14 protein-coding genes are annotated in these 12,857 nt (G+C 46.9%); 10 read left to right on the top strand and 4 right to left on the bottom strand.

The window, feature by feature from the left end:
- Nucleotides 1-374 precede the first annotated feature (374 nt).
- From BLX24_RS28840 to BLX24_RS28815, 6 genes are all read left to right on the top strand, one after another.
- On the top strand, nucleotides 375-1,016 hold the full coding sequence (locus BLX24_RS28840; RefSeq protein ID WP_071506700.1) for a recombinase family protein: 642 nt from the start codon (nucleotides 375-377) through the stop codon (nucleotides 1,014-1,016).
- A 231-nt stretch (nucleotides 1,017-1,247) separates the two neighbouring features.
- Nucleotides 1,248-1,472: a DUF2798 domain-containing protein gene (locus BLX24_RS28835; RefSeq protein ID WP_071506699.1), complete on the top strand. Its 225-nt coding sequence runs from the start codon at nucleotides 1,248-1,250 to the stop codon at nucleotides 1,470-1,472.
- A 19-nt stretch (nucleotides 1,473-1,491) separates the two neighbouring features.
- A complete protein-coding gene (locus tag BLX24_RS28830; protein ID WP_071506698.1) occupies nucleotides 1,492-2,064 on the top strand; it encodes a Crp/Fnr family transcriptional regulator in 573 nt (190 codons plus the stop codon).
- A gap of 101 nt (nucleotides 2,065-2,165) precedes the next feature.
- A complete protein-coding gene (locus tag BLX24_RS28825) occupies nucleotides 2,166-2,828 on the top strand; it encodes a ferredoxin reductase domain-containing protein (protein WP_143092857.1) in 663 nt (220 codons plus the stop codon).
- Between the two features lie 75 nt (nucleotides 2,829-2,903).
- The gene (locus BLX24_RS28820; RefSeq protein WP_071506696.1) at nucleotides 2,904-3,479 is read left to right on the top strand and encodes a Crp/Fnr family transcriptional regulator; all 576 of its coding nucleotides are present in this window, start codon (nucleotides 2,904-2,906) and stop codon (nucleotides 3,477-3,479) included.
- Nucleotides 3,480-3,543: 64 nt separating this feature from the next.
- The gene (locus BLX24_RS28815; RefSeq protein ID WP_071506695.1) at nucleotides 3,544-4,560 is read left to right on the top strand and encodes an NAD-dependent epimerase/dehydratase family protein; all 1,017 of its coding nucleotides are present in this window, start codon (nucleotides 3,544-3,546) and stop codon (nucleotides 4,558-4,560) included.
- Here BLX24_RS28815 and BLX24_RS28810 read toward each other — a convergent pair.
- A complete protein-coding gene (locus BLX24_RS28810; protein WP_071506694.1) occupies nucleotides 4,550-5,398 on the bottom strand; it encodes an MFS transporter in 849 nt (282 codons plus the stop codon). The two genes, BLX24_RS28815 and BLX24_RS28810, sit on opposite strands and share 11 nt — an antisense overlap.
- A gap of 623 nt (nucleotides 5,399-6,021) precedes the next feature.
- Between BLX24_RS28810 and BLX24_RS31905 the strand changes: the two genes are divergently transcribed.
- The 3 genes from BLX24_RS31905 to BLX24_RS28795 all read left to right on the top strand — a co-directional run bounded on the left by BLX24_RS31905 (nucleotide 6,022) and on the right by BLX24_RS28795 (nucleotide 9,922).
- The gene (locus BLX24_RS31905; RefSeq protein WP_143092856.1) at nucleotides 6,022-6,636 is read left to right on the top strand and encodes an IS3 family transposase; all 615 of its coding nucleotides are present in this window, start codon (nucleotides 6,022-6,024) and stop codon (nucleotides 6,634-6,636) included.
- A 191-nt stretch (nucleotides 6,637-6,827) separates the two neighbouring features.
- The gene (locus BLX24_RS28800; RefSeq protein WP_071506693.1) at nucleotides 6,828-8,504 is read left to right on the top strand and encodes a coiled-coil domain-containing protein; all 1,677 of its coding nucleotides are present in this window, start codon (nucleotides 6,828-6,830) and stop codon (nucleotides 8,502-8,504) included.
- A complete protein-coding gene (locus tag BLX24_RS28795; RefSeq protein ID WP_071506692.1) occupies nucleotides 8,501-9,922 on the top strand; it encodes a hypothetical protein in 1,422 nt (473 codons plus the stop codon). The genes BLX24_RS28800 and BLX24_RS28795 overlap by 4 nt, the downstream gene beginning before the upstream one ends.
- A gap of 122 nt (nucleotides 9,923-10,044) precedes the next feature.
- Here the strand turns inward: BLX24_RS28795 and BLX24_RS28790 are convergent, their stop codons facing one another.
- The 3 genes from BLX24_RS28790 to BLX24_RS28780 form a co-directional block, all read right to left on the bottom strand.
- A complete protein-coding gene (locus tag BLX24_RS28790) occupies nucleotides 10,045-11,214 on the bottom strand; it encodes a site-specific integrase (RefSeq protein ID WP_071506691.1) in 1,170 nt (389 codons plus the stop codon).
- 251 nt (nucleotides 11,215-11,465) lie between these two features.
- Nucleotides 11,466-11,945 carry a helix-turn-helix transcriptional regulator gene (locus BLX24_RS28785; protein WP_071506690.1) on the bottom strand — a complete coding sequence of 160 codons (480 nt, stop codon included), beginning with the start codon at nucleotides 11,943-11,945 and terminating at the stop codon, nucleotides 11,466-11,468.
- Nucleotides 11,946-11,963: 18 nt separating this feature from the next.
- Nucleotides 11,964-12,407, bottom strand: coding sequence for a hypothetical protein (locus tag BLX24_RS28780; protein ID WP_071506689.1), 444 nt, complete (start codon nucleotides 12,405-12,407; stop codon nucleotides 11,964-11,966).
- A 190-nt stretch (nucleotides 12,408-12,597) separates the two neighbouring features.
- Here BLX24_RS28780 and BLX24_RS28775 point away from each other — a divergent pair, with 190 nt between their 5' ends.
- On the top strand, nucleotides 12,598-12,837 hold the full coding sequence (locus BLX24_RS28775; protein WP_071506688.1) for a hypothetical protein: 240 nt from the start codon (nucleotides 12,598-12,600) through the stop codon (nucleotides 12,835-12,837).
- Nucleotides 12,838-12,857: the final 20 nt, after the last annotated feature.

The raw sequence follows: 12,857 nt of genomic DNA, 5'->3' as shown, positions 1-12,857 counted from the left end.
TTGGCGACCACAAAGGTGACACGACTATCTGCTTTTTTCAATTCCCCAACACGTTCTAAGTATTACTTGTCTTAAAACGATCAGTTAATGGTTGCATATCGCAGGAGGTTCATTTTCAGGTATATACCAGTGGATGGGAATGTGCTGGTTTTTTGCAGGTTAAAATGCTTTGTTTTTATTATTCATTCAGTTTTTTATTAATCGTTGTTTTAAACAAGGGATTTGTGATTTATAAATAGGGTATAAACTGTCGTCATGGAATAATCACTTGATTTCTACAGGACATCAGAGGGCCGTTCACTACTTCTTAGAGGCATGTGAAACGGCCTTTTTTCCGGTAATGATTTTTTCAGGACAGTTCCCTAACTTGTATCATGAACAAACCGATACCGGTGGCCCTGTTTGTCAGGGTATCAACGAAATCACAGAGCTACGACCGCCAGCTTGCCGATTTGCAGGCCGTAGCCGAACGGCAAGGCCTGCGGGTGCTACATATCATTAGTGAAACCGGATCGGCTACTAAACGGAGAAATATTGACCGTCCTGAAGTTGGCCGGCTGCTGGAGTTATGCCGGTCGGGCTCCATTAATAAAGTGCTGGTCAGTGAGTTTTCGCGATTCGGCCGGCGCAGGGGCGAAACAGCAGGATTACTGGAGGAAATTACGGAGCTGGGCGTTTCGGTCTATGCCCATAATCTGGGACTGGAGACTCTTATGCCGAATGGCCGGCGTAACCCTGTTGCCGGCATTGTGCAGGCTGTAATGACCGAAATTGATGCCATGGAAACGGAGCGGTTATCCGAGCGGATCAGCTCCGGACTGGATCAGGCACGCCGGGCAGGCAAGGTCTTAGGGCGTCCGCCCGGATCAGTACTGAACAGAAAAGCGATACTGGAGAAATATCCGGGTGTGGTCAGGGATCTGAAAGCGGGATTATCAATCCGGCAGATTGCGGCGATCCGGCAGGTGTCAAAGGCAACCGTGGAGAACGTTAAAAAAGCCTGTCTGACGCTATAAGCAGTTTTTTACTAAGCCATGAGAGCAGGAGAAACTGTCGTTCTGCCGGTTACCTGCCTGACACAGTTTAAAAATCACTCCCGTCATTGCTGAAGCGATCGGTAAGCTCATTCATAGCAAAAGTTTCAAAACCCGGGTGCAGAAAGCTGCCCGTTCTTTTTTGACCTACATCAAAGTTTTTGGTGTCAGGACCCCGCACTTTTGCAGCGTCGACTAATTAAATACGCTCAAATGAAAAAGAAATATTTTAAGTACATTAACACCCTGTTTGTGGTAATCCCGATGACATTGATCATGGCTTTCGTTGGCCTGATGCGTAACTACGGTTTCGGCCCCGACTGGTTCCTGAAGTTTCTCAAAGCCTGGAGCGTAATGCTACCGGTAGCCTATGCCGCTGCCTTCATTATCATTCCAAACGCCCGCAAACTGGCGGAGCGGGTAGCCACCAGACCCTAACTGAACAAACTCTGAGTGAATGCACGAACAACTGAGTCGGTATATCAACCGTCAGATTAAGGTCAGTGAAGAGGAGCTGAATACAATTCTTTCGTACTTCAGGCCACTAACGCTAACAAAAAACGAACTCGTGGTGACCCACGGACAAACCAGCCAGCGAACCTACTTCGTTGGCAAGGGTTGTTTAAGGGTATTCTTCATTGACGATAAGGGGCAGGAAGCTACCCGCTACTTCGCCTTTGAAAACCAGTTTGCCACCGCTTTGGTCAGCTTTATTACCGGCGAAGCGTCCGAAGAGTTTATTCAGGCCACCGAGCTCACCAAACTGCTCTATATCAGTCATCACGACTTTTATCATCTGCTGGATACGATTCCGCAATGGGAGAAATTTTATCGCTATTATCTGGAAAACGCGTATGTGAACAACACCAAACGACTGATGTCTTTTCTGGTTCAGGATGCTGCTGAAAAATACCGGATGTTACTGGCCGAAAACCCGGTTATTGTCCGCCGGCTTTCCAATAAACTGGTAGCCTCGTATCTGAATATTTCGCAGGAAACCTTAAGCCGGTTGAAAGCCAAAGTAAAATAAAAACAATAGTTGACCTGCATCAATGTTTTCCGATGGCGTTGGTGTCAGATTTGCAGCCATAAAACCTCAATTTTATGGGACACCGAAATGACCCGAATGACATGTACAGCGGTGTTATTCTGAAGAAAGAAAAAATAGCTGAACACACCTTCCACCTCAAGGTCCAAAGTAGTGATTTCGCTCAAATGAACTACGTGCCGGGGTTCACAGCCGATGTTTATGTAGGAAATCCGTACGATAACCCGTTTTGTGAACACCGCAAATATTCCTTCTGGAATTATGATCCGGTTTACCATACCGCCGATTTTGCGCTCTGTACGTTTTCCAATGGGAAAGGAGCTCGCTGGATTCAATCGGCTCAGGTGGGCGAACCGGTTTATTTCAATCAACCCCAAGGGAAATTGCTGGTCGATAACACGGCTGACAACTATTTGTTAATTGGCGATGTAACGTCTTTATCCCATCTGTATGAACTACACAGGGGGATTACTATCAGCAAAAACGTCAGAAGCTTTATCTATACAGAATGCAACGACGACCTGTTTGCCGACATCGACCAGAGTTTTCCGCTGGACTGTCATGTTATATCCGCTAAGTCGGTTACGGAAAACGTAAAACAAATTCTTCTGCTTTCAGAAAACGTTGAGAACACGATTGTCTACAATTTTGGAGATCCCGGCGTTTGTATGGCTATTCATGCCGCATTCAAAAATGAGTATCATGTGCCGCTAAAGAACCTCCGTACAAAACCATTCTGGAAATAAGTTACTTTCGGGCAGACATGGCTGACTCCTTCCACCTGGCATCGATTCAGGAAGACACTACAAAAACGATTGAATATGCACGGACAACTTCTAAAGCTTATTTCGAAAAACGAATCACTTTCCGAAAAAGACAAAGCGTTATGCGGGCAGTATTTCGAGCCTGTGCTTTCGCCCAAAAACCGTATTCTTGAAGAAGAAGGGAAAATTCCGAAGTACTTATATTTTGTGGTATCCGGTTTTGTGCGGTTGTTTCACTACAACGACAAAGGCGATGAAGTGACAACCCATATCAACTGTCCACCCGGTTTTATTACGTCCTATTTCAATTTCATCAATCAGGCAGACTCCAGCGAATATGTGGAGTGCGTTACTGACTGTGAATTACTTCGGATTACTAAAAGCAACCTGGATACATTGACGCAGCAAAGCACGGCGTTCAAGGATTTCAGCATTTTGATTTTTCAGCAGTCGCTCGCTTACAACGAAAACCGGTCAAACGAATTAGCCACACTCACGGCAGAACAACGATACCAAAAACTCATTGACAAGTATCCGCATATACTCCACAACGTTCCGCTGCAATACATCGCTTCATTTCTGGGGATGAATCCGAAAAGTTTGAGCAGAATCCGCAAGGACATGATTAAGTAACATTTGTGAAGCAGAGTTGCCCTGGCAAGCCTGAATTTTGTGTCATAATTAACCATCAAAACACATGACACAGAACAATCTGGCCCTGGTTACCGGGGCCAACGGACATCTGGGTAACAACCTGGTGCGATTACTGATTGAAAAAGGCATTCCGGTCCGGGCTTCGGTTCGTACCCTCAGAAACAAAGAACCCTTTGCCGGATTGAATTGCGAAGTAGTACAAGCCGATATCACCAACAAGCAATCACTGATAAGCGCATTACAGGACGTTGACGTTCTGTATGCGGTTGGAGCCGCGTTCAAACTTTGGGCCAGGGACCCAAAAAAAGAAATCTATGACGTAAATCTTGACGGTATAAAAAATACCATAGAGGCCGCAGCCGAAGCCGGCGTCAAACGAATTATTTATGTGAGTTCTATCGCGGCCCTGAACTATTCCAAACTTCCCGTCAAAGAAGAGTATGGCTACAATCCTGACCGCCGGGATATGTATTACAATTCGAAGAATGACGGCGAAAGGCTGGCCTTTGACCTGGCAAAAAAGCACAACATTGAACTGGTAGCCGTATTACCATCAGCAATGATTGGCAGCAGAGCCTTTGCCCCGTTAAATGTTTCCTATAATATCATCAATCTGATTCTGAAAAAACAGATTCCTGTCGAGACCAATATCACCCTGAACTGGATCGACGTAAAAGACGTCGCCGAAGGCTGCTATCTGGCGGCAACAAAAGGCAGAAATGGCGAACGTTATATTCTGGCGAACGAACAATGTATGTCTATCAAAGACACGACCCTAATTGCCCGCGGGCTTTTCCCCGGGTTAAAAATCAAATTACCTGCGGCCGTACCTAAACCTATATTGTTTACCGTTGCCTGGTTTATGGAAACGGGAAGTAAATTAACGGGGAAAGCCCCATTGCTCACCACCAAAGATATTGCCATGTTCTCAGGGCTGCAACAGAACTTTGACATCACAAAAGCACGAACAGAATTAGGATTCAATCCCAAAGATCCGGTACTGGCCGTGAAAGAAGCCATGCAGTATTTACGTGAACACGAAAGCCGGTTCAATGAATGACAGGCTTATGGCTTTTCAGCCATGATTGTATACTCACCAGGCCCAGTAAAATAGCGCCCACTCCAAACGTGACGGTCATCCCGTATAGCATATCCTCCGGCTTTGCTGCACGAATCGGTTTCGTGGCGACCGCCATTGAAAATAAAGCTCCCATGATCGACGCTCCCGTAACCAGTCCCAGGTTACGGGACAAATTCAGGATGCCAGCTATAATTCCATCCTGCCTGTTGCTGGTATGGGCCATCACAGCGGTGTTGTTACCCGCCTGAAATAACTGGTATCCCGGCGTCAGCAAACAAATCCCGATGATATACCCCGTCAACCCATAAACTGCCGGTAAACTGGCTAAGGCTATTGTACCCGCCCATAGACCATGCAGACCTATTTTTACAATCCGATCCGGACCTAGTGTATCGACTAATTTTCCGGCGGGTATTCCGGTCAGTATCGAAATCAACGGGCCGACCGACATGACTAACCCGGCATTAAATTCATTCAGACCTAAACCAACTGTCAGAAAGAAGGGGCCAACTACTAAGGTTGTCATCATGATCGTAGCCACCAGAAAATTAGCCAGTAACGAGTTTCGCAGTACCCAATTTTTAAAAACGCCGGCGTCGATCAATGGGTTACTACTGCGTTTCTGAACATAAACGAACAGACGACCTGACAGCGCGGCAACAAGAATCAGCAGAAGACTTTGTGGACGTATGGCTTCTTTTCCAAGCGTCATGGACAGCGCATAAGCGGCAATTGATACAACAAGCGTCACCACGCCCGGCACGTTGATCCGTTGGGTCTTGTTCACCATCTGATTGTCTTTACGGATATAGTGCATGCTCAACCTGGAGTTACTACATTTGACTGGAGACTTTTTTTGGGCACATTTGGGGAGCAAACCTTAATTTGACCATGGTTAAACGACGAGTATTCGCCGTTGCATTCAGGGAAATGGCCCGCCCCGGCGTACCGGTTGAGTTGTCCTATGCAAAAGGATGAATCCAAGAAGCTGCCCGCGAGTTGGGGATCGATCCTGGACGGATTAGTAATCGGACGGCCGACGCCGTGGAGACAACGCTCCAAGCAAGTAGATCAGCCCTTAGCCGGTAACTCTGCTCTTACAGCTGAGCAGCAACAGATCCGAAGGCTCCAGCGCGAGCTTCGAGAAGCCCAGATGGATCGGATGGCCGAAGCCACGCGATATACTAAAAAAGGTCGTCAGCATCTTCTCCAAGACCGACGGGAAGTATACCGGTTTATAAAGGAAAATTCCACTATATTTCCTGTTGAGAAGATGTGTAAAGTATTGAATGTGACGGGGCCGCCCGGCGGCAGTAGCAGTTATTATTACTGGTGTAAGCACCCCGTTGGAGTCAGACAACAAAACCAAAAGAAACTGGAGGAGCATATTCGGCGTGTACATACCCAGAGCAGGGGCCGTTACGGTAGTCCCGCGCCACGGTGGCCCGGATTGCTCAGGAGCTTCACGAGCAGGGCGTGAAGGCCTCCCGTAACCGCATTGCCAGAGTGATGCAGAAAGTAGGTATTCGGAGCATGATCTACAAAAAGTATCGCGTGCAGACGACCGACTCGAAGCACGATTACCCAGTGGCTAAAAATCTGCTGAATAGGGAGTTTTCGGCAGACAAGCCCGGCCAAAAATGGGTGTCAGACATTACTTACATTCCCACCCAAGAGGGCTGGTTGTACCTAACTGTAATTTTGGATTTGGCAGATCGGAAAGTCGTTGGCTGGGCTATGAGTGTAAGCTTAAAAGCGATGGATACCAGCGTGGCAGCCTGGCATATGGCACTTAAAAACAGAGCGATAGATGGTAAGTTGATGTTTCATTCAGACCGTGGGGTTCAATACGCCTGCACCGAGTTTCGCAATGAGTTGAAAGACTTGCCTGTTGACCAAAGTATGACGGGGCCGCCCGGCGGTCGTAAGGGTAACTGCTGGGACAACGCAGTGGCCGAAAGCTTCTTTAAAACGCTTAAAAGTGAGCTGGTCAATCACGCTCATTTTACGACGTGGGCAGCAGCTCGGCTAGCCACTTTCGACAGGGCCGCCTGAGCGGTATATTGAAGGGTGGTACAACCGTCAGCGGAAACATTCAGCTTTGGGCTACCGCACCCCCAATCAACAGGAAACTTATTTTTACACTTCCTCGATGGCGGCCTAAGAATATTCTCCAATATTCTGTTGCAAGTCCAGACGAAGCCTATATCAAAAAAACGGTAACCGACGAGAACCAGAAAGCCGAAATGCTCCGGCAGCTGAACGACAAATTTCTGTCCGACGTCGATGCCGCCAAAAAGAAACAGCAGGACGAAGAAGCTAAACGCAACAAACAGCATCGGGATCAGCAGTATAAAGAAGAGAAAGAGCTGTTCGACAATACCTATCAGGCCGAAGTGGCCAAGGCCAATATGTCGCTGGCGCTCACAAAAGACAACGCCCAGCAACAGTATCAGGCAAAACTAAACCTGCTCGAACTGGAAGCCCGCTACAAAACCCAAAAGCTCCAGCGTGAAGCGGCCGAAGAAAAAGCCCGGATCGAAGAGAGTATTCAGGACACCGACCGCCGTAAGCAATCCATCGAAGCGATTGACGCCCGGCTAACGGCTCAGCTGAAAGAAAACGAGACCAAGCTACAGCAGGATAAAGTTCAGCTGCAGCAGGAAGCCAATCAGAAACGTCAGGAAAACAACAAACAGTTTTTCGACGCCCTGAACGGACTTATGAAAGGCGATTACACAGCCTTCATGGGCTTCCTGAATGATAAGCTGAAAAACGATGCTGCCAAAAATCAAAAGCAGCTTCAGGATTTTACCCAGAAAGGTCAGGAAACCTTACAGGTAGCCTCGCAGATTGTCGGTTCGCTGCAAACGCTGAACCAAAAATACCTCGATTCTCAGCTGGCTAAAATCAAGAAAGAGAAAGACACGCAGGTTTCTAGCTGGAAGGCTCAGTACGATCAGGGTAAGATCAGCAAAGAGCAATATGACAAAGAAGTCGAACGGCTGAATAAAGAAGCCGCTGAGAAAGAGAAAGCCGAAAAGCTCAAGGCCTGGAAACGGGATCAGGCTCTGCAAATTGCGATGGCGCTGATTAATGCTGCAATGGCCGCCCTGAAATCTATGGCAACGATGGGTTTCCCGCTCGGTTTGATCGGGGTAGCAGCTTCGGCGGCGATGGCTGCCATTCAGATCGGGATCATTAAATCCCAGAAACCACCGGAGTATCGCCGTGGTGGTTATGTCCGGAACGCCGGTGTTCCGGAAGGCCCGTTACACGGCCGTGCTTATGGTGATGCCGGTATTGCCATGACCCGCCGCGATACCGGTGAAGAAATCGGTGAGCTCGAAGGGGGTGAACCAATCATGATTTTGTCCCGGAATACCTACCGGAACAATAAGCCGGTTATTGACCGGTTGCTGCATAGCTCATTGCATCAGAACGGCGCAAAGATTTACCGGCGTGGTGGCATCGCCGGATCAGATGGCGGCAGTTACGACACGTACCTTCAGCCAACCCGTTTCGGCAAAATGTATCTGAATGGTACCGAAGCCGATGTGGCCGAATCCGGTGATAGTGGTGGCGGTGGTTCGGCCTACTCACAAAGTGACAACGCCCAGAGCACTAACGACAGCGAGTATAGCAGTACGACCAACGGGTCAATGGCTGAGACGGTATCCATGACCGATGATCAGATTGAGAAATCTCAGCAGCTGATGTCCGGCATTGCCGATAATACCAAAGCAACGGTGGCCGGCATCGACAACGTAATCGGTACGCTCCAGACTATTTCGATGAAGCTCGACACCTCAAACAGCTACCTGTCCCAGATTGCGGCCAAGAACCTGTCAATCAGTGTGCAGAACATCATCAACGTGAATAACCAAATCGACGTTGTTGTCAACGCCTCAAACTTCAAATGATAGACATCCGAATTGAAGGTCAATCGCTCGACCTGGCATCCGATACCGCGTTCTCACTGGAAACGTTCAACCCGTTGTTCGACATGAGCGAGATCCAGGGCGCCCGTGTGTATCCGTTTACCGTCCCGTCGACGCCCCGCAACCGGCGAATACTCGGCTATTTCTATGACCCGAAGGTTGGTTACGACAACCGGCGATACCGTGCCGAAAAGTACCTGTTCGGCGAGCAGATCGAGCGCGGGTTTATCCGGATCATAGAGGTAAATGAGAAAGGTTTTTCGTTGTACTACACCCATAACCTGGGTGAGATCTTCTTTGACCTCCAGAAGACCAGGCTAAACGAAATGCTTGACCTTGGCAGTGAGCCGGTACCGGCATCGCCGGCGGTCAATCCGAGCCTTACCGACGCCGGTACAAAGTATTTCTTTCCATCGGTGATTAACCCTTCGTTTTACGGGAACAATACCACCGTCAGCTATAGCGGTACCGTCAACAACTGGAACGGAAGCGCGTTTCTGCCCAATGCGCGGGTACCGATGATCTATCTGAAATGGTTGTTTAACCGGTTCGCCCAACTGGCAAACTTCCGCTTTGCCGGTGATTTCTTTACGGACCCTACCTTATCACGGCTTTTATTGTTCAATCAATATGCGCTCGATGGCGCCACCACGCTCAGCTACACCAATCACCTGCCGGCAATGACCATGCCTGAGCTCATCTTAAATCTTCGGCTCCTGTTCAACCTGTACCTTGAATTCGATCCCTGGAACAGGATTCTGACTGCAGACTTTGCGAAAGATATCATCAGTACTCAGCATGTCATTGACTGGACAAATAAGGCGTTTCCAAACCACACCAAAATTCCTGAGCTTATTAACCGGCTCGATCTCGGTTATGAAATCGACAGCAATGACCTGCTGATGAATCCGGTTCCGGCCGATTTCGACAAATACATCACGCCAGAAACCTCGCTCAACCAAGGTGGTAGTATCCTGCCGGTGCGTTCACGGTTTTCAACGCTCAACACCGACGCCACCAGCGGACTGGCAAAAATTCAGCAGGCTGGCATTTCCGTCAATAATAAGGATAGCAGTCAGTCAGGCAGCCCGAAACTTCTGTTCTGGAACGGAGTCATCAGCGGCGTTCCAACTGCTACGAATCAGTACGGTAACGTCCGGTTAGCCTGGCATGGAGCCAACAACCTTGTCGACCGCTATTGGTCAAATTATGAAGCCATGCGGGAAAGCACCTTTCTGGTGAAGAAAATAGTTCACCTGACGCCGGGTGACCTTGCCCGCTTTTCCTTCCGGCAGAAAGTCCACATTCGAGGGGTTAATTATCTGGTAGGATCAATCAAGGCCAGCATTATCATGGACCGCCAAACGGTGCTCTGCGAAGTTGAATTGTACAAAGTGTAGCCCAAAAGAAAACCCCGATCACAGTGTAATCGGGGTTTCTTATAGTTACGTAGATACAGAACTTTTTGCCTTCAGCTATATCCACTCCTCAGACAGTGACCTATATCTGTTTTTAGATACGGTTACTGTTTTTTAAATCGGTCGAAAACATTGATCTGCTCTCTTTTACGTCTTTCAGATAGGTGGACGTATTTCATCGTCGTCTGGATTTTACCATGACCCATGTACTCTTTTAGAGTTACAACATCACCACCCAACTCGATAAACGTGGTTCCGAAAGTATGACGAGCCGTGTGCGTTCCGATCCTGACTTTCCAATTCTGAGCTTTTACTATTTGTTTTAGAATTTTGCGGCAGTGTTGATCAGTGAATGTATCGAAAAGTTTACCAACATTGGCGGTGATATACCGTAATGCAATTTCGTGCAGTGGAATACAAACGGTTTTGGCCACTTTGTTACGGGTTTTGTAAGCGTTAAAGATGATTTGGCCGTCAATGATATTATCGGCCTTGACGCGCATAATATCAGATATACGCAGGCCTGTGAAGCAACTGAAAAGAAAGTGCTGTAGAACACGTTTCCAGTTCTCAGGAGTCGATGCCGCCTCATAAAGCTCCATAAGTTGCTGTACCTGTTCAATACTCAGCACATCGGGCACGGTTTCTATATGCCTGACCTTAACTACCTTGAACGGATTGTCTATTACAATGCCGTCCTGAATGGCAAGGTTTACGTACGTGCGCACGTCCTTCATGTTCTTCTCTATTGTTGTGGCTGCATTCTTCTTCTTGGTCTTTAGCCATGCCCGGTAGTTCTCCAGAAGTTTAGGGGTTAGTTCGCCGAATGCAATTGTACTTCTGAACTCTTTCAGTTTTGAGAGTGAGGCGGAATGGCAGACATACGTCCCTTTTTCGATTTTTCTACGTCTATATCTGTCTTCCATCTCACGGTTCCAGAAGTCGAGAAAGTCCTGCTTCAGCCGGAAGTTGTAAAACTCCTTTTTCAGGATCTCAACCGTCAGCGGCTTTTCACTGAGCCGGTAGTACTTGAATATTTCATTAACTCGGCCCTGTTTGCTCTGGATGATAATCTGGTAGTCAGAAAGGTCTTTGTCGGTTTTACTGCGTGCCTTCAGCCGTCCGGCCGACTTGTCAAAAAACGGTGGTGGCCACGATATATCGAGCGGGAAACGGATCATTTCCTGATTGATAAACACCTGAAGATAGAGGGGAGAGGTACCATCTTTCTTTACGTAGTCGTCCTTGATAATGACCTTCATCGAGGTTTTCATGTCGTAAGAATTTCGGAAGTACAGAATACCTTTTGTGTGTGTGATGGAATTCGGAAGTGCCCTAGGAAGCAGAAAACCCCGTCAAACGTTACGTTTGACGGGGTTTTTTAAAGTTTGCGGTCCGGACGGGATTGCTGGAACCGCGATAGATTCGAATCGTTGCCTTATAATATATTGATTTTGAGCCAATTGTCTGCGCTTGACAGATTGGTGTACCCCAAATTGTACCTCAAAGGAACAAAAAAACCGGCTTATGAGCCGAATTTTTTGAAAACCCACCCCAACTCAGCGCCCTGAATGACCTGAAAGGGAGTGTTTCTGATTCCTTGTGATACAACCTGGCTGCTGGAGACACCTTTAGACTTTCCCAGTGTCATTTCAAGCATGCGACTGAGACTTGCTATCTGGGCATTTTTCTCCTTCAGCTCTTCCTCAAACAGTCGCCGCACTTCCATTAAAACACGCTCGCCGAAATCACCGCCGTCAACAGGTTTGTTAACAGGAGCTGAAGTTCGGAACATTTCACCTTCACCCATAAGAAGCCAATCCCGGCTAACCTGAGGGTATCTTTTAAAGATGCTTTCTAATACATCATAACTGGGTTTCCCCTTACCATCAGAGATGTAATTTATCGCGGTCGATGATTTATCGATCGACTTTGCAAAAGCATTATTAGACATTTTCAATGTCTCAATAAGCTTGACTATTCGCTCATTAATGGTTGAGTTCATACTTCAGGTATTTAAGCTTTAGTCTAATTTCTCTGTTTCTGTTAAGCCCATAGCTTTATTGAAATTGAAATAACGCCGTTCTATGTTGAAGGCACCGAAACTATTCTTCGCACGGTACTTGATTACTACTTGAATGTAAGGTGAAGGCGTTTTGCTGTTTAAATCAGGCTTGACAAAAAACTTTTCAGCGTTGATCTCTTCATAGCTGTCTGGATCTTTTAGGCTCTGCTTTAAAACTCGCTTAGAGATAATGTACGCCTTGGTTAGAGAATCTTCTTTAGATTCTACCAACTTGTTATGGATTTCAGTCTCGGATTCTCTGGCCTTCTGTTCGCTTGTTTTACTGGAATTTATAATTTGCCCGATAATGTTAATCAAGACCACCGCTCCGATTACGTACAAAAGCCACTTGTAAGACTTTTTTTTGGGCTTAGGTTCAATATTTGTATTCTCTGTCTCCATATTTTTATCAAAAGCTAATGTGCTGTTTTACAGGATTTTATGGTTTATAAATCAGGTTTAGTGATTTTTTATTAGAAAATTGTATTGAAATGTTAGAGAATATTATTTAATATTGTTCCAACAATTCACCACAATTATACCAACTTTTTGTAAACGGCAAAGCAAAAAAGTTGATAAACGGCCAAAAACTATGAGATTCTTGGACGATGAGCTGATAAGCAAATATGACCGCCTGCCGAAATCAGGAAGAACTGTGATTACGAAAGCGGCAGAAAAGGAGCTCGGAACAGCACGCGGGTGGTCATTGATCAAACGATTGAAAGACAAGGTAAGACCACCGACGCCCGACGAACAAAAGTGGTTTGAGGAAAAAGTAAACGCTCTTTTTGCTCATTACTACCCGGAAGAAGTAACAGTACAGAACTCCTAACCACCTACTACGATGCCAAT

Source organism: Arsenicibacter rosenii (assembly GCF_001870735.1).
Classification (GTDB): domain Bacteria; phylum Bacteroidota; class Bacteroidia; order Cytophagales; family Spirosomataceae; genus Arsenicibacter; species Arsenicibacter rosenii.
This window is presented reverse-complemented; position numbering and strand designations above follow the sequence as displayed.